The organism is Sphingomonas sp. (genome assembly GCF_965248875.1).
Lineage (GTDB): Bacteria > Pseudomonadota > Alphaproteobacteria > Sphingomonadales > Sphingomonadaceae > Sphingomonas.
In genome coordinates, this window is sequence record NZ_CBDFKR010000004.1 from 218,785 (window position 1) to 242,628 (window position 23,844).

Sequence of the window (23,844 nt, forward strand, 5' to 3'; positions counted from 1 at the left end):
GAAACCCGGTTCAGGTTTCAGTATAACGATCGCGACGCGGCGTACAACCCGGACACCGGCGCGCCGTCATTAGGAGGGGGTTTGCCCATGATACGCCTGACCACGCGCGCGCTGCTCATTGCCGGAGCTGCCTTGTTCGTCCTGCCCGCCGCGGCTCAGACGACAGCGCAGCCGGGGACGCCCCAGACCGCCACGACGCAGGCGCAGTCACAGGCCGACGCGTCTGCGACGGGCACGGGCGATGTGGTCGTCACCGCGCGCCGCCGCGAAGAGACGCTGCTGTCGGTGCCGATCGCGATCACCGCCTTTACCGCCGCACGGTTGGAGCGGGCGGGGGCGATCGACCTCACCGATCTGCAGAACGTCACCCCCAACACCACGCTGAAGGATGCGCGCGGGACCAACTCGACGCTCAGCGCCTTTATCCGCGGCGTCGGCCAGCAGGACCCGGTCCCGGGATTCGAATCGGGCATCGGCATCTATCTCGACGACGTCTACCTCAACCGGCCACAGGCGGCGGTGCTCGACATCTATGATGTCGACCGGATCGAGGTGCTGCGCGGCCCGCAGGGAACGCTGTACGGCCGCAACACGATTGGCGGCGCGATTAAATATGTGACGCGCCGGCTCAACCCCGATGCGGTGTCGGTCAGCGCGCGCGGAACCTACGGCTCGTATCACCAGGCGGATGGCATCGTCACCGCGTCCGCACCGCTCGGTTCCTGGCTGCGCGTCGGGGTCGCGGGCGCGCGGCTGACCCGCGACGGCTTCGGCGAGAACCGCAACCTCGGCATCGACAACTACAACAAGAACGTCACCGCCTTTCGCGGCACGATCGAAGCGGAGACGCCCGACAGCCGCCTGTTCGTGCGGCTGACCGGCGACTACACCCATGACCGGTCGAACCCGCGCAACGGCCATCGCGTCTTCGCCGGATACCTGACCGGCTCGCCGGTGCTTGCCAACGTCTATGACACCAATGCCGGGCTCAACTTTCCGCGCCAGGATGTGCAGGCGGGCGGCGGGTCGATGTCGGTCACCGCCAAGCTGACCGACATGCTCACCTTCCGGTCGATCAGCGCCTATCGCGAGGACCGGTCGTTCACCCCGATCGACTTCGATTCGACGCCCTCGGTCGATGTCGACGTGCCCGCGGTGTACCGCAACAACCAGACCAGCCAGGAGTTTCAGCTTCTCGTCAACAGTCCCAGGCTGAACGGCCTGGTCGGCTTCTACTATCTGGGCGCGAAGGCGACGACGCGGTTCGACGTGCTGCTCGGCACGACGCTCGCCAATCTCAACGCGGGTACCCAGGGAGACGTGCGGACCGAGACGAGCTCGGTCTATGCCGACTTCACCTACGACTTCACGTCCCAGCTCAGCCTGTCGCTCGGGGGGCGGTACACCTGGGATCAGCGCAAGTCGTTCGTGTTCAAGCAGAACTATCTGGGCGGGTCGACGCTTGGGTCGACCTTCACCGGCATGCCGACCGCCTTCGGTGCGGCGGCGACCAACTTCCGTGGCCAGGCGAATTTCCGCCGCTTCACCCCGCGCGCGTCGCTGTCGTACAAGCCGACGACCGATCACCTGCTCTACGCGTCCTATTCCGAAGGGTTCAAGGGCGGCGGCTTCGATCCGCGCGGCTCCGCGACGCAGGCGCCCGATACCGACGGCACGCCCGGCATCGGCTATCAGGACATCTACAATTACCTCCGCTTTCGTCCCGAATCGGTGCGCAGCTACGAGGTCGGGTACAAGGGCGCGTTGTTCGACCGGCGGCTGACCATCGCCGCCGATGCCTTCACCAGCGACTATAGCGACGTCCAGGTGCCCGGATCGGCCGCATGCGTCGTCAACGGCCTCGCCAATTTCTGCGGCATCACGACAAACGCTGCGAAGGCGCGGATTCGCGGCGCCGAGCTGGAGACAACGGCGATCCTGGCGCGCGGCTTCGCGGGCGCGGGGTCGACGATCAGCTTCAACGGCACGCTCGGCTATCTCGACGCGCGCTACCGCAACTTCGCGGGCTCCGTCACCGCAGGCGCCGCGCCGACCAATATCGCGCAGTATCGCGTCTTCCAGAACACGCCGGACTGGACGTTGTCTGGAACGCTGGCGACGCAGGTGCCGGTCGGCGACGGTTCGGTCAGCCTGTCGGGCGGCGCGTCGTACCGCAGCCTGACGCATCAGTTCGAGGTGGCGAGCCCGTTCCTCGATCAGCCCGGCTACACGCTCTACGACGCGCACCTGGTCTACACCTTCGGGTCGCAGGGACGCTTCTCGATCGGCGTCCACGGCAAGAACCTGTCGGACGTGCGCTACAAGATCGGCGGCTATCAATATGTCGCCGCCGATGTGGCGGGGAACCCGACGGTGATCCCCGCCACCGGCCGCTATGTGCCGACGCTGGGCAAGGAGGGCATCGCGACGGTGTTCTACGGCAACCCGCGCCAGGTGTTCGGGACGCTGTCGGTGAGGTTCTGACGGGCGGCGGCGCGTCGGCCGCAGGCGACGGCGCCGGTGCGCAGCACCTCCCGGCACGGCCGGCGACAGCGCAGCTGTCGTCGAACGGGAGCAGCGCTCCCGCCGCCGGGCTGGCGCGCACGTGACTAGCTGACGCTAGTCACGTGCGCGCCGCGCCACGGCTCTTCATCAACGGCTGGATCCGCGTCCCGAACGCCTCGACCCCTTCCAGGAAATCGTCGAAGGTCAGCAGCACCCCGCCGGTGTTCGGCACCGCCGCCATTTCGTCGAGCATCCGCGCGACGCTTTCATAGCTGCCGACCAGCGTGCCCATGTTGATGTTGACCGCTCCCTCCGGCGCGGCGAGCTGTCGGACGTTGGTGGTGGCGTTGTGCGTGTCCGCCGCGCCCTGATCGGCGAGCCAGCTGATCGCGCCGACGTCGACGCCCGCATTGATGTGCCGCCAGCGCGCCATCGCCGCCTGGTCAGTCTCGGCGGCGATGATCATGACCAGCACGAAGACGCTGACGGCGCGTCCGGTTTTCGCCGTCGCCGCCGCCAGCCGTTCGTTGTTCGACGCGAATGCGGCCGGCGTATTGACGCCCTTCCCCAGGCAGAAGGCATAGTCCGCCCATTTGGCCGAAAAGGCGAGGCCCTCATCCGACGACCCCGCGCAGATGATCTTCATCTCGCCGGCGGGCGTCGGGCGGACGAGGCAATCGTCCATCTGGTAGTAGTCGCCCTTGAAGTCGGACCGCCCCTTGTCCCACAGCTCGCGCAGGATATGCGCGTATTCGTCGAGCATCGCGTAGCGGTTGCGGAAATGCTCGTCGCCTGGCCACAACCCCATCTGGCTGTATTCCGGCCGCTGCCAGCCGGTGATGAGGTTGAGCCCGAAGCGGCCGTGGCTGATCGAGTCGATCGTGTTGCACATCCGCGCCGCGAAGGCAGGCGGGATGACCAGCGTCGGGCAGGTCGCGTAGATCTTGATCCGCTCGGTGACCGCGGCGAGGCCCGCCATCAGCGTGAAACTCTCCAGGCCGTACTCCCAGAACTCGGTCTTGCCGCCGAAACCACGCAGTTTGATCATCGACAGCAGGAAGTCGAGCCCATGCTCCTCGGCCTTGAGCGCGATCGCCTTGTTGAGATCGAACGACGGCATGTACTGCGGCGCATTCTCGCTGATCAGCCAGCCATTGTTGTTGATGGGAATAAAGACGCCGACCTGCATCAGCGCAGCCAATCCTGAACGCGGGCGTTGAAGTCGTCGGGGCGGGTGACGTTTACCGCATGGCCGCCGCTGGCGAAGCTGGCGAGCGTCGCATGGGGAAGCAGCTTCGTCAGCGCCTCCGAACAATGCGCCGGGACCAGCGCGTCGTCCTCGCTCGCCAGGCACATTACTGGCGTCGCGACCGCGCCGAGCCGGTAAGCGCCGGGATCGAACAGCCGTGCGGCATGGACCCGCGCCTCAATGACGGCGGCGGCGGGCAGGTAAGCGCGTGCTTCGGTTTCCTCCGTCAGCAGCGCGGCGTCATGCGCCGACACCCAGGCGGGTGGATAGAGGAACAGCGGCGTTGCGCGCAGATAGGCTGCCGGGCCGCTGTCGCGGAGCAGCGCCAGCCGCGTGTCGAAGCAGCGCGCGGTGTGCGGATCGAGGCTGGCCCAGCCGTTGACCATCATGACGCGCAGCACCAGTTCGGGCCGGTCCATCGCCAGCTGCAACCCGATCATGCCGCCTAGCGCATGGCCGACCAGCCCCGGCGCCTCGTCGAGCGCCAGCTCGTCCAGCAGCGCCGCCAGGTCCGCCGCCATCGCCGCAACGGTCGGGTTCGCGTCGCTCGTCGAGCCGCCGCAGCCGCGCTGGTCATAGGTGAGGACGCGATAATCCTGGCTGAGCGCGCCGAGGTTCGGCTCCCAATAGCCGCCGAGCCCGCCCAGCCCCGACGCGAGCACCAGCGGCGGCAGCCCATCGTCGCCATACCATTCATAGGCAAGGCCCTGCGCGGACACCGGCATCAGAGGTGCGCCACGCTGGCGATCTCGACCAGGCATTCGGGCTTCACCAGCTCGCATCTGACGCAGTAGCGCGCCGGCTTCGCGCCCGGAAAATACTCGGCATATACCTGATTGAACGCGGCGTAGTCGCCCAGGTCCTTGAGGAAGATGTGGTTCATCGCCACGTCCCCCAGCGTCGCGCCCGCTGCCGCCAGCGTGGTTTTGATCACGTCGAGCACATGCCGCGTCTGCGCCGCCGCATCGCCGGGATGGAGCACCACGCCGCCCTCGCCGAGCGCCAGCACGCCCGAGACGTAGACGGTGTTCCCCGCCTTCGCACCCGCCGAATAGGGCGCGATCGGGGGCGGGAACTCAGGCGGATTGATCGGCTCGAACGGCATTGTCCTGCTCCCCCATCTGTCCCACCGCGCCGCAGAAATCCGCGACGGTCGAGACCCAGCCGAAGAACTTCTCGACGTTATAGATCGTCGCCTCGCGGACGAAATCCGGGCCGAGATGATGCGTCGCGTCGTGGAGCATCACCCCGAAATATTCGAGGTGGAACGCATCGCGAAGCGTCGATTCGACGCAGACGTTGCTGGCGATGCCGACGAACACCAGCGTCCTGATCCCGCGCGCGCGCAGCGTCGAATCGAGCGCCGAGTTGAAAAAGGCGGAATAGCGGGGTTTGTGGACGGTGAGATCGCCCGGCTGGGGCGTGAGCGCCTCGACCAGATCATAGTCCCAGCCGCCGCGCGCCAGCAGCCGGCCGTGCAGTTCGGGCCGCTCGCGCATCGTCTTGAGCGCATTCGACTTGTGCCAGTTGGGCGAGCCCGGCCCACCCGCTTCCTGATAGTCGGCGTCCCAGCCGTTCTGGAGATAGACGACCGGCATCCCAACGGCGCGCGCGGTCGCCAGCACCTGCGCGATGCGGCCGATCACCCCCGCCGCCCCGCCGATGTCGAACCCGGCGAGATCGACATAGCCGCCGGGCGAGGCATAGGCGTTCTGCATGTCGACCACGACGACGGCGGTGTCGTGCGGGCTGACGCGGATCGGCTCGGGCGAGGCGGGCAGGACGACGGTGCCGGGCGCGCCCGCGGGACGATGGTCGACGACGGGGCCGGCGGCGCTCATCCCGCCATCATTCCCGCGGCATGGCGAGGCGTCAATCGGGCTTGGTGAAGATCGCCGCCACCACCGCGATCCGGTCCACACCGGCATAAGGCGCGGTGCCCAGTTCCTCGCCGAACACATCGGGATCCAGCTCGCGATAGCTGAGCGTCGCGTCGCCCGCGACGGCGGTCAGCGCGGCGCGCACGCGATCCTCCCCGTCGACGATCGCGCTGCCGGTATAGAGGATCAGCCGCCCGCCCGGCGCTAGCTTCTCCAGCGCTTCGCGCGCGAGGTCGATCGACAGCTGACCGCCATGCAGCCCGCCGCCGTCGCGATAGGTGCGCCCGGCCGGGTCGACGACATAAGGCGGGTTGGTCAGGATCAGGTCGAACGGCCCGTCCACCCCGGCAAGGCCGCTGGTCTCCACCGTATCCAGCGCCACGCCCGCAGCCGCGGCGTTGACCCGTGCAAGCCGCAGCGCCTGCGGGTTCGGATCCGTGCCGGTAGCCTGGGCGCCGTGGCACAGGGCCGTGGCGGCGATCGCGCCGACACCTGTGCCGACGCCGATGTCGGCCACCCGCGCGCCGGCGCGCAGCGGCGCGGCAGCCACTTGCGCGGCGAGCAGGCCGGCAAAGCGATAGCTGTCCGGCCCCAGGAACACCGCGTCCGCGCCGCTCGTCGGATAGGCCGAATGGAGGAACAGCCGTCCCGCCACCATCGACACGCGCACGTGCGACCGGTGCAGCGCGCCGCGATCGTCGAGCATTCCGCTCGCGGCGAGCGGCGCCGCGATGTCGGTGGGCAGGAAGCCGGGAGCGAAGGGCAGGCTCCAGCCGAAGATGTCCGTCAGGCTGCGCGCGACGGCCGGCTTGTCGGCGAGCGCGCGGGCGTGGCTGGCGGGGGTGATGGTGGTGAAGCGGTAACCGCGGGTTGCGAGGGCGGCGAGAAGGGCGAGGAGGGCGGTGTCTGCGGGCAACATCCTGCTCGCGTCGGGCAGGACGTGAGAGCGGTCAATGACCCGCATCAAGCGCGCCGCGGCGAACCCGCGTCGTGACGTCGAAACGGGAGCGCTTCGCTTGCCGCCGGCCGGGCTTGTCGGTCTCGCGTGCTCCGCTGCACGCGTGCCGACTGGCGCCTAGAACCGCACCTCCGTGCTGACCGTGAACGACCGTCCCCGCGGGTCCGCCACGCGCGGCTCCCATGAGCTGCCCGCACCCGTGTTCGAATCATAGGTGATCGCGAACGGCGGATCGGTGTCGAGCAGATTGCGGACGCCGAAGGTGAGCTGGAATCCCGGCCTGATCCGATAGCCCAGCGACAGGTTGTACAGCGTATAGCTGTTCACCCGGCTGTTGTAATCGGGCCGCGTCACCGTGCCGTTGGCGATGCCGGGCAGGGCATAGTTGCGATAGCCGTCGCGGTAGATCTGCGACAGGCTGAGCGTCACATTGTCGTTGGTCCAGGTCAGGAAGGCGTTGTGCTTCCACCTGAGGCCGAGGTCGCCGGCGAAGGTGAAGTTGCCGATCAGGCTGGGGCCGTAGGGCTGGGTCGGCAGGAACTTCTCGCGCTTCTTGAGCAGGCGCGTGCCGTCCAGCCCCGCCGACAGCACCCCGCCGGCCAGATCGAACGCGGCGCGCAGGCTGACCTCCAGCCCTTGTGTCCGGCGCGAACCGATATTGTCGGAGCGCAGGTCCAGCAGCGTGATGACGCCGTTCGTGCGGATGATGCGATCGGGGAAATACTGGTAGTTCGCGAGCAGCTGATCGATCGTCAGCGCGCCGATCGTGTTGTCGACCGCGATCGACCAGAAGTCGAACGAGGCGGACAGCCGCCGCGTCGGCTGGAACACCACGCCCAGCGAATACTGGTCGCTCGTCTCCGGCCCCAGATTCAGGTTGCCGCCGGTCAGCGTATCGGGGGTGATCGCCGCACAGCCGGGCACGTTCGAATTGACGACGCCGCTGCTGCAGGTCGACGGATCGACACGGGTGTTGCCCGGATTGGGCGACTGGGTGGTGCCGTTGAAGATCTGGTTGAAGGTCGGCACACGGAAGCCGGTGTTGTAGCTGCCGCGGAACAGCAGCCAGTCGGACGGGCGCAGCTTCGCCGTGACCTTCGGGTTGGTGGTCGTGCCGAAGCCGCTGTAATCGTCGACCCGCACCGCGCCCGACAGCTCGAACCACGGGAAGATCGGGAAGCCGATCTCCGCATAGGCCGCCTTCACGTCGCGGGTCTTTGGGGTCAGCGCGTTGACGTTGTCGAAGGCCGCGTTGAAGATGTCGGGCATGTTGATCGCAGCGGCGGCCGAGCCGTTGAAGCTGTAGGTCTCGCGCCGGAAATCGACGCCGAGCGCGAGCTGCGCGCTACCACCCGGCAGGCGGAACAGCGGCCCCGCGATCGAGGCGTCGGCCTGCTTCACCTCATATTTGCCGCCGTACAGCGTCACGCCGCGCGCCGACACGGCGTCGAGCCCCGCCAGCGCCTGGGCCGACTGCGTCAAGGAGAACGGGTTGAGGATGCCCGCGTTGAACAGGCCGACAATGCCGGGCGCCGTGGCGCCGGGCGCGGTCGGCGCGCGGGTGTCGGCCTGTCCCGCCAGCGTCGCGCCGGTGCCCGACGCGGCGGCGGCGGCCGCCGTCGCGAAGGTGCCGCGATACTGATAGCCGCTGCCCAGCACCGACGAACTCTCGCTGCGGGCATAGGATGCGCCGACATTGTAATCGAAGCCGAAGCCGATCGGCCCCTGTGCCCCCAAGGCGGCCCGGAATGTCTTGGTGTCGGTCACATATTCGCGGGTCCCGCAGGCGATGCAGCGATAGCGGAACGCGATCGGCTTGCCGTAATTGGGCGCGATCGCCGGAAAGACCGCGACCAGCCGGTTGTAGATGTCGTTGTACGTCGTCGCCGTCAGACTGTTCAGCGGATAGGCGATCGGCAGCGAGGTGTTGTTCGCCGAATACTGGTTCTCCGAAAAGCGCTTCGCCGAGTTTGCGTCCGATCCGGTCAGTTCGGCATAGATCTCGTGCCGCCCCAGCGCGACCGTCGCGCGGCCGTAATAGGTCAGCGTCTCCAGCGGCTGCTGAAGCACCGCCGCGCGGCCGGTGTCATAGGCGCAGGCATAGCGCGCCGACGGGTTGGACCAGAGCTGGTAGTCATACGGCATGCCGCCGTCGAACGACTCGCAACCCGCGCCGCCTGGCAGGTTGAGGACGTTGATGCCGCCGTTCGCCAGCGTCGTCGTGCCCGGGATGACCAGCCCTGACAGCGCCGTCGCGCCGCTGGCCCCGCCCAGCAGCGTGCCGGTCTGGGTGATGCCGACCCCCGCGGCGGTCGGATTGATGGGAAAGGCGGTTGCGATCGGGGTCCCGCGCGTGTCGATCGACAGCCCGCGATTGGGCTGGTTGCCGTTCACGAAATCGCGGTCGCGGCCGTACAGCACGCCGTTCCAGCTCTTGCTGACTGACCCCATGATGTTGAAATGCTGGGTTGCCAGGTCGCCATAGCCGACCGTGCCCGACAACCGGTAGATCGGGCTGTCGCCCTCCTGCGTGATGTCGGTGAAGCCGGTCAGATCGATGCCGCGGAAATCCTTGCGGGTGATGAAGTTGATGACGCCGCCGATCGCGTCGGTGCCGTAGATCGCCGACGCGCCGTCCTTCAGCACCTCGACCCGGTCGATTGCGGCAAAGGGGATCTGGTTGACGTCGACCGCTGAACCGGTCAGCCCGTGCGCCGCGACGCGGCGGCCGTTGAGCAGCACCAGCGTCGCCGCCGAGCCCTGCCCGCGCAGGTTCGCCGCCGACAGGCCGTTGGTGCCGCGCTGCGCGCCGCTGGTCACGTCGGCGTTGGACGCGAGGTTGTCGGCGCCGTTGCCGTTCGTCGACAGGAAGGAGATCAGCTGTTCGGGGCTGTTGATCCCCTCGCGCGCCAGATCCTGCGTGGTGATGATCTGCAGCGGCAGCGCAGAGTTGTTCGGGTCCTGGCGCAGCCGGGAGCCGGTGACGAGCACCTCGCGTCCGCTGCCGCCTTGGTCCCGCGTGTCGGTTTGCGGGGTCGCAGCCAGGTCGGCACCCGCTTGCGGGGTCGCCGCGCCGGTCGGCGTGCTTGCCGCCGGGGTGGTGCCCGCTTGCGACGCCTGCGCCAGGGCGCCGGCCGGTAGCAGCGCCAACCCCGCAACGCCCGCCAGCCAACAGGCGCGAATGCCCGACATCTTGTTCATCAATTCACCCCTTGATCCCGGCGCCGCCTGCTGGCGGTCATCCCCGGTGGCAATAAGCAACGAAACGGGCTGCGGACCAAGCGAAAAGTGTCACGCCGCCGTCATCCGCTGCGCGGGCGGCGCGGCTTGACGCACCCGCCGTCAGCATCGACGCTCAACCGATGACCGCCGCCCGCGCCCCCGCTTCGCTCATGGCGCTGTTCGTCATGCTTGGTTTCTCGGCGGGACTGCCCTTTTTCATGTTCTCGACCGTGCTCGGCGCGCGGCTGCAGGCACATGGCGTCGACATCGTCACGATCGGGCTGTTCGGCGCGATCATCCTCCTGCCGACCTTCAAGTTCCTGTGGGCGCCGCTGGTCGACCAGGTCGACGTGCCCGGCTTCGCGCGTTTCTTCGGCCGCCGGCGCGGGTGGCTGATGCTGGCGCAGCTCGGCATCGCCGCCAGCCTGGGTGCGATGGCGCTGACCAGCGCCGACCGCAGCCTCGCCGTCACCGCGCTGCTCGCGACGCTGGCGGCGTTCTGGACGACGACGCTGGAGGTCGCGGCCGACGGCTGGCGGATCGAGCTCGCGCCCGGCCAGGCGGGGCAGGGCCGGCTGACCGCTGCGAACCTGTGGGGGTATCGCAGCGCGATGATGCTGTCCTCGACCGCCGGCCTGGTGATCGCCGACCGCGCGGGGTGGGCGGCGGCCTATGGCGTGGTAGCGGGGCTGGCGGCACTGCCCTTTCCGGTGCTCGCCGCGCTCGCGCGCGATCCGCACGCGAGCGGGCGTCGCGGCGTCGCGCTGGGGATCGGCATCGGCGCGGCAGCAGCGATCTTGCTGGCGAGTGCCGCCGTCCTTGGCGTGGCGGGGTGGCTGCTGCTGGGCGCGCTCGCCGCGGCAGGCGTCGCGCCGGGGGCGAGCGTCACGCCGGTAGTGCTGGCGCTATGTCTGCTGCCGTTCGTCGCGATGGCCTTCGCGCTGCCGCGGATCGAGCGGCTCGGCCCGGACGCGCCACTGCGCACGTCCGCCGCGGCCGGGCCCTATGTCGATTTCTTCTGGCGTTACGGCCGCATCGCGCTGCTGCTGCTCGCGTTCGTCAGCGTCTATCGGATGGGCGACGTGCTGACCAACGCGCTGTCGACGCTGGTGCGGCGGTCGCGGGGCTATTCGTTGACACAGATCGGCGTCGCGGACGGCGTGGTGGCGCTGGCGGCGAGCCTGATCGGCGTCGCGATCGGGGGCTGGGCGACGGCGCGCTGGCCGCTCGGACGGGCGCTGGCGCTGGGCGCGCTGGCGTCGGCGGTCGGAAACTGGGTGTTCGTGTGGTTGTGGCGGACGCCGCCGTCGCCGCTGGTGCTGTATGTCGCGACCGGGCTGGACCAGGGCGGTCACGGCCTCGCGGGCGCGGTGTTCGTGGTGTACCTGTCGCTGCTGGTGAACCCGCGTTTTCCCGCCGCGCAATACGCGCTGCTGTCCGGCTTCGCCTTCCTGCTGCCGCGATTGATCGCGGTCGCGGCGGGAGCGATCCAGGTCAGGATCGGCTATGACGGCTTCTTCCTGTTGTCGGGCGCGTTGAGCGCGGCGGGAGTGCTGTTCCTGCCCCTCGTCCTGCGGGCAGAGCCGCGCCACGACGAGGAGCCGGCGTGATCGAGGCCGCCTTCGCGCCGGTCGCCGTCGCGGTGGAGGCGGGCGCCGTTCCCGGCGCGGCGCTCGGCATCATCACCGCCGGCGGGCGGACCGAGACCCGAGTCGCGGGCTGGGCGCAGATCGAGCCCGTGCGCGAGCCGCTGACCGCAGCGCACTGGTTCGATCTCGCCTCGCTGACCAAGCCGATCTTCACCGCCACCGCGATCCTGACGCTGGCGAAGGAGCGGCGGATCGACCTCGACCGGCCGCTGACCGACGCCATCCCCGACCTGCGCCAGTACGATATCACGACCGCGCCCGAGCGCCGCCTGAGCTTTCGCGATTGCCTGGCGCATCGCACCCACCTGCCCGCAGTCGAGCCGGTCTATACCTATGGCGATGATCCGGCGCGGCTGAAGGCGTTCATCCTCCAGCGCGACTGGCGCGCCGGGCCGCCGGTCTATTCCGACATCAACTACCTGCTGCTCGGCATTGCGGTCGAGCGGCTGACCGGCGCGCCGCTGGAGGCATGGCCGCTGGACGAGGGGTTGAGCTGGGGCCCTCCGCCCGGCCCCGCGGTCGCGACGGAATGCTGCCCGTGGCGCGGGCGGGTGTTGAAAGGCGAGGTGCACGACGAGAATGCAGCGGCGCTGGGCGGCCGGGCGGGGCATGCCGGGCTGTTCGGCACGCTGGCGGGCGTGCTCGGCGTCGCGCAGGCGCTGCTCCTCCACTGCCCGCCGGCGATGCGCGAGACGGTTCACGCCACCCGCACCTGCGGTTGGGATAGGGCGCATCCCGGCTGGCCCGGCGGCGACGCCTGCTCGCCCGCGACGATCGGGCATACCGGGTTCACGGGCACGGGGCTTTGGATCGACTTCGACCGGGGCGTCGCGTGGACGCTGCTCACCAACTGCGTCCACCCGACGCGGCACAGCGCCGCCGCGGCGAGCATCTTCGCGCTGCGCCCCGCGGTGGGAGAGGCGGTGGTCGCCGCGTTCGACGCGGGCAGCTAAGGCGGCCGGCGATGCTCTACGGAGTTCCGAAGGCTGCGATCTCGGACGTAGTAGCGGCGCTCGCGTTGGGCCTCGCGCGGCGCTACCCCGGCTCCGGCGCGCTGATCGCGTCGCAGCCGGTGTTCCTGCTGATCCCGGCGCTGCTGCGCCACGGCGCACACTTCTGGGCGGCGCCGGCGCCGGGCTGCCTCCTCACCATCGCGTTCTATGGCGCAATCGTCCGGGCGGCGCCCCTCGGCATCGCGATGTAGATCAGTTCGCCGCCGCGATCCGCACCAGCGCCGCGTCCATCGCCGCCGTCGCCCCCGCATCGCCCGGCACGTCGCCCGCATAGGCGGCGAACACCAGCCGCCGCCCGCTCGCCGCGGTCATGTACCCCGCCAGCGCGTTGGTCGCGTTGAGCGTACCCGTCTTCGCCTGGATCGGCGGCCCGTCTCGGAACCGCCGCCGCAGCGTTCCCTCGCCGCTCGTCGGCAGCGTCGCGCGCCAGCGCGCGCCCCAGGGCTGCGCCGCCGCCCAGCGCAGGAAGCGGACGACGCCGCGAGGCGAAACGCGGTTGTAGCTCGACATGCCCGATCCGTCGGCGAGGTCGTACGCCGTCCGCGGCACGCCCGCCGCGGTCAGCATCGCGGTCACCGCCGCCTGCCCGTCCGCGATCGACCCGGTGCCTTGCAGCCGTCCGAGGCGGCGCAGTATCAGCTCGGCATAGACGTTCTGGCTGACCTTGTTGGTCACCGTCGCGGTGTCGAGCAGCGGCGGCGCGGCAAGCCGCGCCAGCACAGGTGGCTCGGGCGGATGCGCGACGGGTGCGAAGCCGCGCCGCGCCGGGTCGTCGCCCGCATCGAGCGGCCGGTGCCGCACGCCGACGCTCCCCGTCACCCGCACGCCGCGGGCGCGCAGCAGCGCCGCCAGCTGCCACGCCGCATAGCGCGCGGGGTCGTCCACCCCGAGCGACAGCATTTTCGGCGGCGCGCCCGTCGCGATCGTGCCCGTCACCCGCACCACGTCGCTGCCGGGCGTCCGGTCATAGCCCAGCGCGGTCGCGCCGCCGGTCACCGCACGGTTCTGGATGCGGTAATAACCGTTGCCCGCAACCGCTGGCACCTGCCCCGGTGCGGCCGGCGTCACCGTCAGCGCCAGTTCGTTTTCGTCGATCGTCAGCGCCGAGATGCCGGTGCCCGACGGCGTGGGGATGTTGTTCCAGCTCATCCCCGGGCTCCAGCGTTCGTCGGGGAACCAGCTGTCGTCGCCGATCACGTCGCGCACCGCCTGCGTCCGCGCCGCCACCGCATCGGCGAGCATCGCCAGGCAGTCGCGCACGCAGTCCGCCGCGCTCGACAGCCGCGCGTCGCCATGCCCGGTCAGCACCACGTCATGTCCTTCGAGCCGGACGCTCGCCCCGCCCGCCGCGTCGGGGGCGTCGAGGCCGAGCCCGCTCGCGAACAGCGCAGCGGTGGTGAACAGCTTGGTGTTCGACGCGGGCACGAAGCGCTGATCGGGCAGCAGCGCGACGATCTCCGTCCCGTCTTCGGCCGCCACGACGATGCCAAAGCGCGTCCCCGGGCTCGCCTGCGCCAGGTCGGCCGCGACCCGCTCCTGCAACGTGCCGGGCGCGGCGGCGAGCAGCAGCAGCGGCAGAAGCAGCCGCCTCAAGGGCAGGTTCCCGGCGTCGGCACGTGCGGCAGGGCGCGTCCCGCGGCCGCGCCGGTCAGCCGCCCGTCGGCGACCGCGACGCCGCCGTTGACCAGCACCGTCCGCACCCCCGCCGCGGTCAGCGTCGGCTGCGCATAAGTCGCGCGCGCGGCGTAACGGGCGGGATCAAACACGACCACGTCCGCGAACGCGCCGGGCCGCAGATGGCCCCGGCCCGCCAGCCCGAACGTGTCCGCCGCCAGCGTCGAACTCCGCTCCACGAACTGCCGCGGCGTCAGCACGCCTGCCCGGACATACACCGCCCATTTGCGCGCGAAGCTGCCATAGACGCGCGGATGCCCGGGCGAGGCGTCGGAGCCGGTCATCACCCAGGGCTCGGCCATGAAGGCGCGGATGTCGCGTTCGCTCTGGTTGAAGGAGGCGACCGCCGGGTCACGCCGCCGGATCGCCGCGATCGCCGCCGCGACCGGATCGCCCCCGCTCGCCAGCTGATCCAGCGTGCGGCCGGCGTCCGTCCCGTCGGTGACGAGCAGCTTGGCCGCGCCGCCGCGCCGCCTCAGGTTGTCGGCCATGTCGGCGTGCAGCCGGGCGGTCAGCGCCGGGGCGTCGAACCGCGCCAGCATCGCCGCGCGTCCGCCGTCCTGCGCCCAGCCGGGCACCAGCGCCGCGACCAGCGAGCTCCCGCTCGCGTCCCACGGGTACTGATCGGCGGTCACCGCTTGCCCGGCGGCGCGCGCCGCGCGGATCGCGGCGATGACGGGCGCGCTCTGGCCCTCCACGTCGACGCCCAGCGCCTTAATGTGGCTGATATGCACCGGCAGCCCCGCCTCGCGCCCGATCGTCAGCGCCTCGTCGACCGCCGCGCGCAAGCCGATCGTGTAGCTCGATTCGTCGCGGATGTGGCTGTCATAGACGCCGCCTCGCGCCGCCGCCTCGCGCGCCAGCGCCACCACCTCGCCGGTGCGCGCGAAGCTCTGCGGCACATAGAACAGCCCCGTCGACAGTCCCAGCGCGCCGCCGCACATGCCCTGCGCGACCAGCGCCTTCATCCGCTGCAGCTCACCCGCGTCGGGCGCGCGCGCCGCCGCGCCGATCACCGCCTGCCTGACTGCACCGAAGCCGACATAGGCGCCGTAGTTGATCCCCACCGGCCGCGCCGACGCGGCCGCCAGCACCGCGGCGGTGCCCGGCGCGCCGTTGCCGTCATTGCCGACGAAGGCGGTCGTCACGCCTTGCAGCAGGAACGCCGGAATCAGCCGCGTGCGCGCGTCCGGGGAGGTGAGGGCGGCGTCGACGTGGGTATGCGGGTCGATGAAGCCCGGCGCGACGATCAGGCCGCGCGCGTCGATCACCCGTCGCGCCACGACGATGAGGTGCGGCCCGACCGCGACGATCCGGTCGCCCGCCACCGCCACGTCGCCCGCGAACGGCGCCTCGCTCCCCGGATACACCGTGCCGCCGCGGATCAGCACGTCGACCGGCGGCGCGGTGGGCGCTGCGCCGAGCAGAAGGAGGGGCAGAAGGCGCTTCACGCGCGGCAAGGTTGCGGAAGCGGTGCCGGTCGTCAACGGTGGCGGCCATGCCCCCCGGTTTCTACACCCAGCCCGTGCTCGACCTCGCCCGCGCGCTGATCGGCTGCACGCTGACGGCGGACGGCACCGGCGGGATCATCGTCGAGACCGAGGCCTATCACGCCGCCGACCCCGCCAGCCACAGCTTCAGCGGGCAGACGCCGCGCAACCGCGCCATGTGGGGGCCGCCGGGGCACGCCTATATCTATCGCATCTACGGCCTCCACTGGTGCCTCAACCTGGTCGGCGGCACAGAGCCGGGCGCGGCCGTGCTGCTCCGCGCGCTGGAGCCGACCCACGGCGCCGACACGATGCGCGCGCGGCGCGGGGTTGCCGACCCGCGCGCGCTCTGTTCCGGCCCGGGCAAGCTCGCCGCGGCGCTGGGCATCACCGGTGCCCTCGATGGCCACGCGCTCGACGCCGCTCCCTTCGCGCTCCTCCCCCGCAGCGAAGCGCCCGACATCGTCACCGGCCCGCGCATCGGCATCACCAAGGCGGCGGCCGCGCCCTGGCGCTTTGGCCTAGCGGGCTCACGCTATCTCAGCCGCCCCTTCACCTGACCGGCGGACACGCTAGATTACAGCCCGGTACAACGAGGAACAGGCGGCGATGAGCGACAATCGGGGTCTCACCCCCGGCGAACAGATGACGCGGCGTGCGCAGCAGGTCGCGATGGGGCTTGCCGACGCGGGTCTTTCGCAAGCCGAGGAGATGCTCCGCCGCGTCTCGCCGGAGGGCCGCGCGCGGGCCCGGGCGGAGCGCGAGCGGCGGCGGCGCGCGCGCAACCGCGTCCTCGGCCGGGTCGGTCTGGCCGTCGGCGGTGCGCTGCTCGTGCTGATCGCGCTCGCCTCCGTCCTGCCCGGCGGCATTGCCTTTGTCGCTTCGGTGATGGCGCTGGCGGTGCTGCTCGTCGTGCTGATGCGCAACGTCGATCCGGCGGTGCCGCAGCGCGCCGCGCTTCCGGCGGCCGACCTGCGCCAGCTGCCGGCGCAGGCGAGCGCCTGGCTCGGCAGCCAGATCCGCGCGCTGCCCGCGCCCGCCGTGCCGCTCGCCGATGCGCTGGGGCGCCGCCTTGAGGAACTGGCGCCGCAGCTTGCCCGACTGTCGCCGCAGGAACCCGCCGCCGACGCGGTCAGGAAGCTGCTCGGCACCGAGCTGCCCGCGCTGGTCGACGGCTGGCACGCCGTCCCGCCCAGCCTGCGCGCGCAGCCGCGGCCGGACGGGCGGACGCCGGACACGCAGCTGATGGACGGCCTCCACCTGATCGACTCGGAGGTCGCGCGGATGACCGAACAGCTTGCCCGCGGCGCGCTCGACGAGGTTGCGACCCAGGGCCGGTACCTGGAGCTGAAATACGGCGACAGCTGACCCTCTGCCGCAAGCGGGAGAGGGTCAGCTGTTGACCGACAGCACCAGCTTGGGGTCCGGCAGGTCCTCCGGCTTGTGCCCCTCGATCGGCAGGACGGCGGTGCCGATCGCGAAGAACTCGATCACGTGCGTCGCCCAGCCATGCGACCCTTCGTGGAGGTCGGCGCCGACCACGCCCTCCGCCCCGGCGCGGCTCGCCTCCAGCTGCATCCGCTCCATCGCGATCTCGCGCGCCTCGTACAGCGCGACCGAGAAGTTGGTGAGCTCCACATTCTGCCCCACCGAGCCCAGCGTCGCGAACACGCCCCGCCTTGCGACGTGGAAGACGCAGGTGCCCATCACCATCTCCAGCGGGCGATACCCGGCCTGAAGCAATGTCCAGAAATCCTGACCCGACAGCGCGCTGGTGAAGGGCTGGCCGTACGGTCCGCGAAAGCCCTGATGCCCCTGCGCGTGGACGATGCCGGTGCCGATCGCGACGAACTCCAGCACCTTGTCGTCCCACTCCATCCGCCGGACGGTGAGCCGGACGCCGACGATGCCGTCGGCGCCCATCTGCGCCGCTTCCTGGCGCATCCGCTCCATTGCCAGCGAGCGCGCCTCGTACATCGCGGTCGAGAGGACCTGCATCTCCATCGAGTCGGACCAGCCCGCGAACTGCATGCCGACATGATAGATGCACGAGCCGACGCACAGACCGATCGGCTCGAAGCCGGCCTTGCGCACCAGCAGGAACTCGTTGACCGAGAAATCGGAGGTGAAGACCCCGTCCGGGTGCCCCTGACGCCGCAGCCCCGCCAGCCGCTGCAACGCGTGCTGCGGCACCGGCCCCGCATCCGGGTGGCCGGCGTTGCGCATGTCGGTCATCAGATCGCCCCCTCTTCGTCCATCGCTTCGCCATCGTACACCCAGTGGCGCGTTTCGCTCTTGTCCAGCAGCGGCGACAGCGTATCGCGCATGTCGATCACCTGCTCGACATGATGCGGCACCGGCGTGCCGCGCACCGCGTCGACCACCGTGCCGACGACGATGTGGCGGCCGAGGTACATCGGCGGCGCGCGATCGCGTTCCTGCCGGATCAGCTGGCCGAACTGGATGTGCGCCAGCACGCCGTTACCCTGACCCGCCGCGCGTGCGCGCAGGTCGCGATGCGCGTCGCGGCGGATCTCGTTCCAGAAGTCCATCAGGTCGCCCAGCGGCTGGTTGCCGCTCCACGCGTTGCACGCCCATTGCGTTCGCGAGACCGCGCCGGCATCGGCCCAGCTGCCCCAGCCCCAGCCATTGCCCAGCCATTCGTAGCGCGCGCCGACCGCCAGCCCGACCGGCACGATGTCCGCCTCCAGCAGCCGCACGAACTCGATCGCGGGCACCGTCGCGATCACCGGGTGCGGCGTCGGCGGCAGGCCGTCGAGCTTGATCGCGGTGCCGATCAGCGTGAAGTCCATGCTGGCGCCCATCGGGTGGCGCAGCGTCCGCATCCTGACGTCGACCACCGCGTTCGCGCCCGCCGCCGCGGCCTCGCGCCCGATCCGGTCCAGCGCCTGATGCCAGCCCTGCGCATGCCCTTCGGTCCAGCTGCGGCCATAGGCGAACCAGCAGGTGCCCGACACGGTTGCGACCGGGCGGATGCCGTGGCTCTTCATCAGCAACAGCTCGGCCGGCGTCATTGTCGCCACCCACGCGCCCTGGCCCGCGCCCGCCGCCGCCAGCCGCTCCTGGACGAACGGCGGCAGGCCGTTGTGCTGGAGCGCGACGGTCCAGGCGTCCTGCCGGGAGGGGGGCGGCTGCGGCGGCCGGCTGCCCTGAAGGTCCTTGGGGATCATCGCGGCGCAGCTTGCCGTATCACGCGGAGCATTGCCAGCGCCGGATCGTTCGGGTGTGAGAGAAGGAGGGGGCGTGCGGATCGCGACCTACAACGTCAACGGCGTCAACGGCCGCCTGCCGGTGCTGCTGCGCTGGTTGGCCGAGGAACGGCCCGACGTGGTCAGCCTGCAGGAGCTGAAGGCGAGCGAGGAGAAGTTCCCGGCGGCGGCCATCCGCGATGCGGGGTACGCACCGATCTGGCATGGACAGAAAAGCTGGAACGGCGTCGCCATCCTGTCGCGCGCCGGCATGCCCGTCGAGACCCGGCGCGGGCTGCCCGGCGATCCCGACCCGGCGCAGAGCCGCTATCTGGAGGCGGCGGTTAACGGCGTGCTGGTGGCCGCGCTTTACCTCCCCAACGGCAACCCGCGGCCGGGGCCGAAGTTCGACTACAAGCTCGCCTGGTTCGAGGCGCTCATCGCCCATGCGCAGACGCTGCTCGACAGCGGTGCGCCGGTGGTGCTGGCGGGGGACTTCAACGTCATGCCGACCGAGCAGGACGTCTACAAACCCGAACGCTGGCTCGACGACGCGCTGTTCGCGCCCGAGGTGCGGGCGCTCTACGCGCGGCTGATCGGGCAGGGGTGGACTGACTCGCTGCGCCGCCTACATCGGGACGAGACGATCTACACCTTCTGGGACTATTTCCGGAACGCCTATGCCCGCAATGCCGGGCTCCGGATCGACCACCTCCTGCTCAGCCCGGCGCTGGCGCCGCGGCTGCACGCGGCGGGCGTCGACCGCGACGTGCGCGGGTGGGAAAAGACCAGCGACCACGCGCCGACCTGGATCGAGCTCAGATAATTCTGTCCTACAAGCCAGCCCGTTGGCACAACGCCACCATGCGCCACGCTTTCCGACAGCCGCTCACTACATGTTGTGTGCTGCGTCGCGGCACGAGCATCGGATGGGGTCAACACGGACAACATGGCATGTGCGACTCGAGCCGTGGCGTCTGACGCCCCCTTCCCTATCGCCGCCGTCCGCGCCCGTTTCCCCGCGCTGGGCGCCGCCGCCTTCTTCGATGCGCCGGGCGGCACTCAGGCCTGCGACGCCGCGATCGACGCGATGGCGCGGCATCTGCGCAGCGGCACCGCCAACAGCGGCGGCGCGTTCGCGACGTCGGTCGCCACCGACGCGCTCAGCGCCACCGCGCATGCGGCGATGGCCGACCTGCTTGGCGGCCGCGCCGGCGAGGTCGCGTTCGGGCCGAACATGACCAGCCTGACGCTGGCCGCGTCGCGGGCGCTGGCGCGGGGCTGGGGGGCAGGCGACAATCTGGTCGTCACCCGCCTGGACCACGACGCCAACGTCGCGCCCTGGCTGGCGGTGGCGGCGGACCGGAGCATCGACGTGCGCTGGCTCGACTTCGATCCTGAAACCGGCACGCTGCGGCTCGACCAGCTGCCGGAGCTGCTCGACGGCGGCACCCGGCTGGTCGCGGCCGGCGCGGCGAGCAACGCGCTCGGCACGCTCAACGACGTTGCCGCCATCGTCGCCACCGTGCGGGCGCGGTCGACCGCGCTGGTCTATGTCGACGCCGTCCAGTCGGTCCCGCACGTCGCCACCGACGTCGCGGCGCTGGGCTGCGACTTCCTCGCCTGCTCGCCGTACAAGTTCTTCGGCCCGCATCAGGGCGTCCTGTGGGGCAGCGCCGCGGCGTGGGAACGGCTCGACGCCTACAAGGTCCGCCCTGCAAACAGTGATGGGGCGCACCGGCTGGAGGCCGGCACGCCCTCGTTCGAGGGGCAGGCGGGGGTGCTCGGGACGGTCGAGTATCTCGACTGGCTCGGCGGTGTCGTCGCGCCCGAGGCGAACAGCCGCCGCGCCCGCCTGCTCTCCGCGATGGCGGCAAGCGCGGCCTATGAGCGCGGGCTGGGCGAGCGTCTGCTGGCGGGGCTTGCTAGGATCGAGGGGCTGCGCCTGTACGGCCCGCCGACGATGGCCGGGCGTGTCCCCACCTTCGCCTTCACGCTGGCGGACCACCATCCCGACGCGGTCGCCGCACATCTGGCGGCGCGCGATCTCTACGCCTGGTCGGGCCATTTCTACGCGGTGGAGGTGATCCGCCGCCTCGGGCTGGAGGAGGCGGGCGGACTCGTTCGCGTCGGCTTGTGCCACTACAGCACCGCGGACGAGGTCGACCGGCTGATCGCCGCGCTGAAGGAACTGTGACGATGCCCCATTATGGCGATTATCAGAACCTGATCTACGGCGCCGGGCTGCAGGGCGTCAGCCCGAAGCTGCCGGTCGACTTCGCGACGCTGGTGGCGCGCGCGACCGCGGCGATGCCGCCGCAGGTCCTGACCTATGTCCAGGGCGGCTGCGGCGACGAATGGACGCAGGACCGTAACGCTGCCGCCTTCCGCCATTGGGGCATGGTGCCGCGGATGATGATCGACACCCGCCAGCGCGATCTGTCGGTCGAGCTGTTCGGGCTGACGCTGCCGTCGCCCTTGTTCATGGCGCCCGTGGGCGTGATCGGCATCTGCACGCAGGATGGCCATGGCGACCTGGCCGCGGCCCGCGCCTCGGCGATGACGGGCGTGCCGCTGTGCGCCTCGACGCTGTCGAACGATCCGCTGGAAGACGTGAAAGTGGCGTGCGGCGACACCCCTGCCTTCTTCCAGCTCTACACGCCCAAGGACCGCGGCGTCGCCGAAAGCCTGATCGGCCGCGCCGAGGCGGCGGGGTACAAGGCGCTGGTGGTGACGCTCGACACCTGGGTCACCGGCTGGCGGCCGCGTGACCTCAACGTCGCTAATTTTCCGCAGCTGCGCGGCCATGTCCTCCAGAATTATTTCACCGACCCCATTTTCCAGAAGCTGCTTGGCAAGCCGGTCGCGCAGCATCTACCGGAGGCGATCGGGCTGTGGGGCGCGAACTTCGCGCGGCCGATCGTGTGGGAGGACATCGCCTGGTTCAAGTCGGTGACCAAGCTGCCCATCGTGCTGAAGGGTATCTGTCACCCCGACGACGCGCGGCGCGCTGCCGACCTGGGCGCGGACGCGATCTACTGCTCCAATCATGGCGGACGTCAGGCGAATGGCGGGATCGCCGCGATCGACCTGCTGCCGGGCGTCGTCGCGGCAGCGGGCAGCGTGCCGGTGCTGTTTGATTCAGGTATCCGCTCGGGCACCGACGTGGTCAAGGCGCTGGCGCTCGGCGCGCGCGCGGTCGGCGTCGGGCGGCCCTACGCCTATGGCCTGGCACTCGACGGCGCGGCGGGGTGCGCGCACGTGCTGAAATGCCTGCTCGCCGAGGCGGACCTGCTGATGGCGGTCAACGGCTATCCGACGGTCGCGGCCGTGCGTGCGGCGGGCGCAACGAAGGTCTGATCCGCCGCGAGCAGCGGGGTCAGCCGCGCCTGCGCCCGCGTGATCGCGGCGGCGAGCGGCGGGTAGGGTACGCGCCCTGAGACATCGGCGCTGTGCTCGATCAGTCCGTTGGGACAATCCCGCCCGTCGTCCCATCCCGGATGGTTGAGCACGGGGTAGAGGCAAATACCCTCGACCGGCACGCCCATGCCGATCGCCGCCGCGACCTCGCTCGCGACATAATCGAGCCACGCCGGTCGCCGGTCGCCCTCGCAACCCGTCTCCGCGACAAATATGGGCCGGCCGTAGCGGGCATGGACCTCCGCCAGGATTGCGCGAAACGGGCGGTAGAGCGGGTGGCCGATGTCGATTGTCGGGCCGCCATGAATCCACTGGTTGTTGGAGTAAAAATTGACCCCGACGATGTCGAGCAGGTCGCGCGCGCCGCCCAGCTGCGGCCAGCTGAGCCCCGCCAGCATGTCCCAGCCCTGATATTGCGCCAGCCGGTGGCCCTCGGCGGCGGCAGCGTCCGTGCGGGCGCGACGGTTCGGTGACGATGCTCAGCACCGGGTCGGCATGGACGAACCGCGCGGTCGGATCGAGCGCGTGGATCGCCCTCATCGCCGCGATCGACGCGCGGGTCAGCTGCACCTTCAGCTCGAACCCGCGACCGCGCGCGAAGGGGTTGAGATACGCCGCATCGCCGCCGCCCCACGCCCAGAAGCTGATCTCGTTGACCGGGGTGTAGAAGGGCGCGCCGTTAGTGCGCGGGCCGATCACCCGCGCCGCCGCTGCGGCAAAGGCGGCGAACCGCTCGACAAAGGCGGGGGACCAGATGTCGAGGTCGTCGGGCCAGCCATAATGGAGAAGGTCCCAGATCACCTGCGTTCCCGTCGCCTGCGACGCGGCCAGCTGGGCCTCCAGGCTCGACCAGTCGTACCGCCCCGGCGCGGTCTCGATCAGGTGCCAGCGCAACCCGTCGCGTACGGTCAGCAGGCCAAGCTTCGCCAGCAGCGCGTAATCGTGCGCGGCGTGCCGGTCGTGCTGACTCGCGGCGATCACGTCGACGCGGGCGCGGTCGTGGGCGCGGCGGTGGGAGGAGCATTCGAATCCGCCCTGCAGGAACGATTGGAACAGCGTGCCGGGCGGCGGCGGGACGGGGCGCTCGGCGAGGACGTCGCGGAACAGCCTCTCCCACAGCGGCGCCACCGCCGCGGTCGAATAGGTCGAGGCGACGTGCGCCCGCAGCGCCCCGCCCAGCAGCCGCCGACGGGCGGGATCATCGACCAGCTTGACGATGGCTGCGGCGACGGCGGCGGGGTCCTCGTGTGGGACGAACACCCCGCTCTCGCCGTCGACGATCTGCTGGAGCGCGCCGTTGTCGGGCGTGGCGATAACCGGCAGCGCCGCCGCGCCCGCCTCGGCGATGACATGCGGCATGCCCTCACCGCGCGACAGCCAGCAGAACAGGTCCAGCCCGGCCATCAGTTCGGGAATGTTTGGCCGATCGCCAAGGAAGTGGAGCACGCCGTCCAGCCCTGCGGTGCGTGCCTGTTCCCCGAGTCGGGCAGCATAATCCGGCATGAAGGCGTCCGGGCCGCCGATGACGACGAACCGGGCCTCGGGCCGTCGGGTGTGGATCAACGCGGCGGCGGC

The 23,844-nt window shown here is 70.5% G+C and carries 21 protein-coding genes and 1 pseudogene; 10 read left to right on the top strand and 12 right to left on the bottom strand.

The window, feature by feature from the left end; translation table 11 throughout:
* Window positions 1–87: 87 nt before the first annotated feature.
* Window positions 88–2,484, top strand: a complete 2,397-nt coding sequence (locus ACP2AD_RS03630; protein WP_425228719.1) for a TonB-dependent receptor — start codon at window positions 88–90, stop codon at window positions 2,482–2,484.
* A 139-nt stretch (window positions 2,485–2,623) separates the two neighbouring features.
* Here ACP2AD_RS03630 and rutA read toward each other — a convergent pair whose 3' ends face one another.
* From rutA to ACP2AD_RS03660, 6 genes are all read right to left on the bottom strand, one after another.
* Window positions 2,624–3,694 carry a pyrimidine utilization protein A gene (gene rutA, locus ACP2AD_RS03635; RefSeq protein WP_425228720.1) on the bottom strand — a complete coding sequence of 357 codons (1,071 nt, stop codon included), beginning with the start codon at window positions 3,692–3,694 and terminating at the stop codon, window positions 2,624–2,626.
* On the bottom strand, window positions 3,694–4,479 hold the full coding sequence (gene rutD / locus ACP2AD_RS03640; RefSeq protein WP_425228721.1) for a pyrimidine utilization protein D: 786 nt from the start codon (window positions 4,477–4,479) through the stop codon (window positions 3,694–3,696). Before rutD ends, rutA begins: the two co-directional genes overlap by 1 nt.
* Window positions 4,479–4,859, bottom strand: coding sequence for a Rid family hydrolase (locus tag ACP2AD_RS03645; RefSeq protein WP_425228722.1), 381 nt, complete (start codon window positions 4,857–4,859; stop codon window positions 4,479–4,481). Before ACP2AD_RS03645 ends, rutD begins: the two co-directional genes overlap by 1 nt.
* Window positions 4,831–5,595, bottom strand: a complete 765-nt coding sequence (rutB, locus tag ACP2AD_RS03650; protein WP_425228723.1) for a pyrimidine utilization protein B — start codon at window positions 5,593–5,595, stop codon at window positions 4,831–4,833. Before rutB ends, ACP2AD_RS03645 begins: the two co-directional genes overlap by 29 nt.
* A gap of 31 nt (window positions 5,596–5,626) precedes the next feature.
* Entirely contained in the window at window positions 5,627–6,553 is a 927-nt protein-coding gene (locus tag ACP2AD_RS03655) for a methyltransferase (protein ID WP_425228724.1), read from the bottom strand.
* Window positions 6,554–6,709: 156 nt separating this feature from the next.
* Window positions 6,710–9,793 carry a TonB-dependent receptor domain-containing protein gene (locus ACP2AD_RS03660; RefSeq protein WP_425228725.1) on the bottom strand — a complete coding sequence of 1,028 codons (3,084 nt, stop codon included), beginning with the start codon at window positions 9,791–9,793 and terminating at the stop codon, window positions 6,710–6,712.
* Between the two features lie 161 nt (window positions 9,794–9,954).
* On the opposite strand from ACP2AD_RS03660, the gene ACP2AD_RS03665 reads away from it, so the two are divergent.
* From ACP2AD_RS03665 to ACP2AD_RS03675, 3 genes are read left to right on the top strand one after another with little or no spacing between them, the layout of a single operon-like run.
* The gene (locus tag ACP2AD_RS03665; RefSeq protein ID WP_425228726.1) at window positions 9,955–11,424 is read left to right on the top strand and encodes a permease; all 1,470 of its coding nucleotides are present in this window, start codon (window positions 9,955–9,957) and stop codon (window positions 11,422–11,424) included.
* Window positions 11,421–12,416 carry a serine hydrolase domain-containing protein gene (locus ACP2AD_RS03670; RefSeq protein WP_425228727.1) on the top strand — a complete coding sequence of 332 codons (996 nt, stop codon included), beginning with the start codon at window positions 11,421–11,423 and terminating at the stop codon, window positions 12,414–12,416. Before ACP2AD_RS03665 ends, ACP2AD_RS03670 begins: the two co-directional genes overlap by 4 nt.
* A gap of 11 nt (window positions 12,417–12,427) precedes the next feature.
* Window positions 12,428–12,667, top strand: a complete 240-nt coding sequence (locus ACP2AD_RS03675; RefSeq protein WP_425228728.1) for a hypothetical protein — start codon at window positions 12,428–12,430, stop codon at window positions 12,665–12,667.
* Window position 12,668: 1 nt separating this feature from the next.
* Here ACP2AD_RS03675 and dacB read toward each other — a convergent pair whose 3' ends face one another.
* Window positions 12,669–14,069, bottom strand: coding sequence for a D-alanyl-D-alanine carboxypeptidase/D-alanyl-D-alanine endopeptidase (gene dacB, locus ACP2AD_RS03680; protein WP_425228729.1), 1,401 nt, complete (start codon window positions 14,067–14,069; stop codon window positions 12,669–12,671).
* Window positions 14,066–15,601: an N-acyl-D-amino-acid deacylase family protein gene (locus tag ACP2AD_RS03685; protein ID WP_425228730.1), complete on the bottom strand. Its 1,536-nt coding sequence runs from the start codon at window positions 15,599–15,601 to the stop codon at window positions 14,066–14,068. The genes dacB and ACP2AD_RS03685 overlap by 4 nt, the downstream gene beginning before the upstream one ends.
* Before the next feature lie 47 nt (window positions 15,602–15,648).
* Between ACP2AD_RS03685 and ACP2AD_RS03690 the strand changes: the two genes are divergently transcribed.
* Both ACP2AD_RS03690 and ACP2AD_RS03695 read left to right on the top strand, forming a co-directional pair.
* Window positions 15,649–16,200: a DNA-3-methyladenine glycosylase gene (locus ACP2AD_RS03690; RefSeq protein ID WP_425228731.1), complete on the top strand. Its 552-nt coding sequence runs from the start codon at window positions 15,649–15,651 to the stop codon at window positions 16,198–16,200.
* A gap of 49 nt (window positions 16,201–16,249) precedes the next feature.
* Window positions 16,250–17,008, top strand: coding sequence for a hypothetical protein (locus ACP2AD_RS03695; protein ID WP_425228732.1), 759 nt, complete (start codon window positions 16,250–16,252; stop codon window positions 17,006–17,008).
* Window positions 17,009–17,032: 24 nt separating this feature from the next.
* Here the strand turns inward: ACP2AD_RS03695 and ACP2AD_RS03700 are convergent, their stop codons facing one another.
* Window positions 17,033–17,875 (bottom strand): heavy metal-binding domain-containing protein, encoded by an 843-nt coding sequence (locus ACP2AD_RS03700; RefSeq protein WP_425228733.1) that lies wholly within the window; start codon window positions 17,873–17,875, stop codon window positions 17,033–17,035.
* The gene (locus ACP2AD_RS03705) at window positions 17,875–18,831 is read right to left on the bottom strand and encodes a heavy metal-binding domain-containing protein (protein ID WP_425228734.1); all 957 of its coding nucleotides are present in this window, start codon (window positions 18,829–18,831) and stop codon (window positions 17,875–17,877) included. Before ACP2AD_RS03705 ends, ACP2AD_RS03700 begins: the two co-directional genes overlap by 1 nt.
* A 73-nt stretch (window positions 18,832–18,904) precedes the next feature.
* On the opposite strand from ACP2AD_RS03705, the gene xth reads away from it, so the two are divergent.
* The 3 genes from xth (at window position 18,905) to ACP2AD_RS03720 (ending at window position 22,209) form a co-directional block, all read left to right on the top strand.
* Entirely contained in the window at window positions 18,905–19,675 is a 771-nt protein-coding gene (gene xth / locus ACP2AD_RS03710; protein WP_425228735.1) for an exodeoxyribonuclease III, read from the top strand.
* A gap of 144 nt (window positions 19,676–19,819) precedes the next feature.
* Complete coding sequence (locus tag ACP2AD_RS03715) at window positions 19,820–21,046, top strand: cysteine desulfurase-like protein (RefSeq protein ID WP_425228736.1); 1,227 nt, start codon at window positions 19,820–19,822, stop codon at window positions 21,044–21,046.
* 2 nt (window positions 21,047–21,048) lie between these two features.
* Window positions 21,049–22,209 (top strand): alpha-hydroxy-acid oxidizing protein, encoded by a 1,161-nt coding sequence (locus ACP2AD_RS03720; protein WP_425228749.1) that lies wholly within the window; start codon window positions 21,049–21,051, stop codon window positions 22,207–22,209.
* On the opposite strand, the gene ACP2AD_RS03725 is transcribed toward ACP2AD_RS03720, so the two are convergent.
* Complete coding sequence (locus tag ACP2AD_RS03725) at window positions 22,161–22,667, bottom strand: hypothetical protein (RefSeq protein WP_425228750.1); 507 nt, start codon at window positions 22,665–22,667, stop codon at window positions 22,161–22,163. The two genes, ACP2AD_RS03720 and ACP2AD_RS03725, sit on opposite strands and share 49 nt — an antisense overlap.
* Before the next feature lie 71 nt (window positions 22,668–22,738).
* Between ACP2AD_RS03725 and ACP2AD_RS03730 the strand changes: the two genes are divergently transcribed.
* On the top strand, window positions 22,739–22,936 hold the full coding sequence (locus ACP2AD_RS03730) for a hypothetical protein (RefSeq protein WP_425228751.1): 198 nt from the start codon (window positions 22,739–22,741) through the stop codon (window positions 22,934–22,936).
* Window positions 22,937–23,511: 575 nt separating this feature from the next.
* Here ACP2AD_RS03730 and ACP2AD_RS03735 read toward each other — a convergent pair.
* Window positions 23,512–23,832, bottom strand: a pseudogene (locus tag ACP2AD_RS03735) (glycosyltransferase); the annotation flags it as partial.
* Window positions 23,833–23,844 lie beyond the last annotated feature (12 nt).

Bases quoted from the DNA above. Each gene is read 5' to 3' on its own strand.
- rutB (WP_425228723.1), bottom strand. From the start codon at position 5,595: ATGAGCGCCGCCGGCCCCGTCGTCGACCATCGTCCCGCGGGCGCGCCC.
- ACP2AD_RS03690 (WP_425228731.1), top strand. From the start codon at position 15,649: ATGCCCCCCGGTTTCTACACCCAGCCCGTGCTCGACCTCGCCCGCGCG.
- ACP2AD_RS03630 (WP_425228719.1), top strand. From the start codon at position 88: ATGATACGCCTGACCACGCGCGCGCTGCTCATTGCCGGAGCTGCCTTG.
- ACP2AD_RS03660 (WP_425228725.1), bottom strand. From the start codon at position 9,793: ATGAACAAGATGTCGGGCATTCGCGCCTGTTGGCTGGCGGGCGTTGCG.
- ACP2AD_RS03645 (WP_425228722.1), bottom strand. From the start codon at position 4,859: ATGCCGTTCGAGCCGATCAATCCGCCTGAGTTCCCGCCCCCGATCGCG.
- ACP2AD_RS03705 (WP_425228734.1), bottom strand. From the start codon at position 18,831: ATGATCCCCAAGGACCTTCAGGGCAGCCGGCCGCCGCAGCCGCCCCCC.
- ACP2AD_RS03665 (WP_425228726.1), top strand. From the start codon at position 9,955: ATGACCGCCGCCCGCGCCCCCGCTTCGCTCATGGCGCTGTTCGTCATG.
- ACP2AD_RS03725 (WP_425228750.1), bottom strand. From the start codon at position 22,667: ATGCTGGCGGGGCTCAGCTGGCCGCAGCTGGGCGGCGCGCGCGACCTG.
- ACP2AD_RS03720 (WP_425228749.1), top strand. From the start codon at position 21,049: ATGCCCCATTATGGCGATTATCAGAACCTGATCTACGGCGCCGGGCTG.
- rutD (WP_425228721.1), bottom strand. From the start codon at position 4,479: ATGCCGGTGTCCGCGCAGGGCCTTGCCTATGAATGGTATGGCGACGAT.
- ACP2AD_RS03700 (WP_425228733.1), bottom strand. From the start codon at position 17,875: ATGACCGACATGCGCAACGCCGGCCACCCGGATGCGGGGCCGGTGCCG.
- ACP2AD_RS03675 (WP_425228728.1), top strand. From the start codon at position 12,428: ATGCTCTACGGAGTTCCGAAGGCTGCGATCTCGGACGTAGTAGCGGCG.
- rutA (WP_425228720.1), bottom strand. From the start codon at position 3,694: ATGCAGGTCGGCGTCTTTATTCCCATCAACAACAATGGCTGGCTGATC.
- ACP2AD_RS03655 (WP_425228724.1), bottom strand. From the start codon at position 6,553: ATGTTGCCCGCAGACACCGCCCTCCTCGCCCTTCTCGCCGCCCTCGCA.
- ACP2AD_RS03695 (WP_425228732.1), top strand. From the start codon at position 16,250: ATGAGCGACAATCGGGGTCTCACCCCCGGCGAACAGATGACGCGGCGT.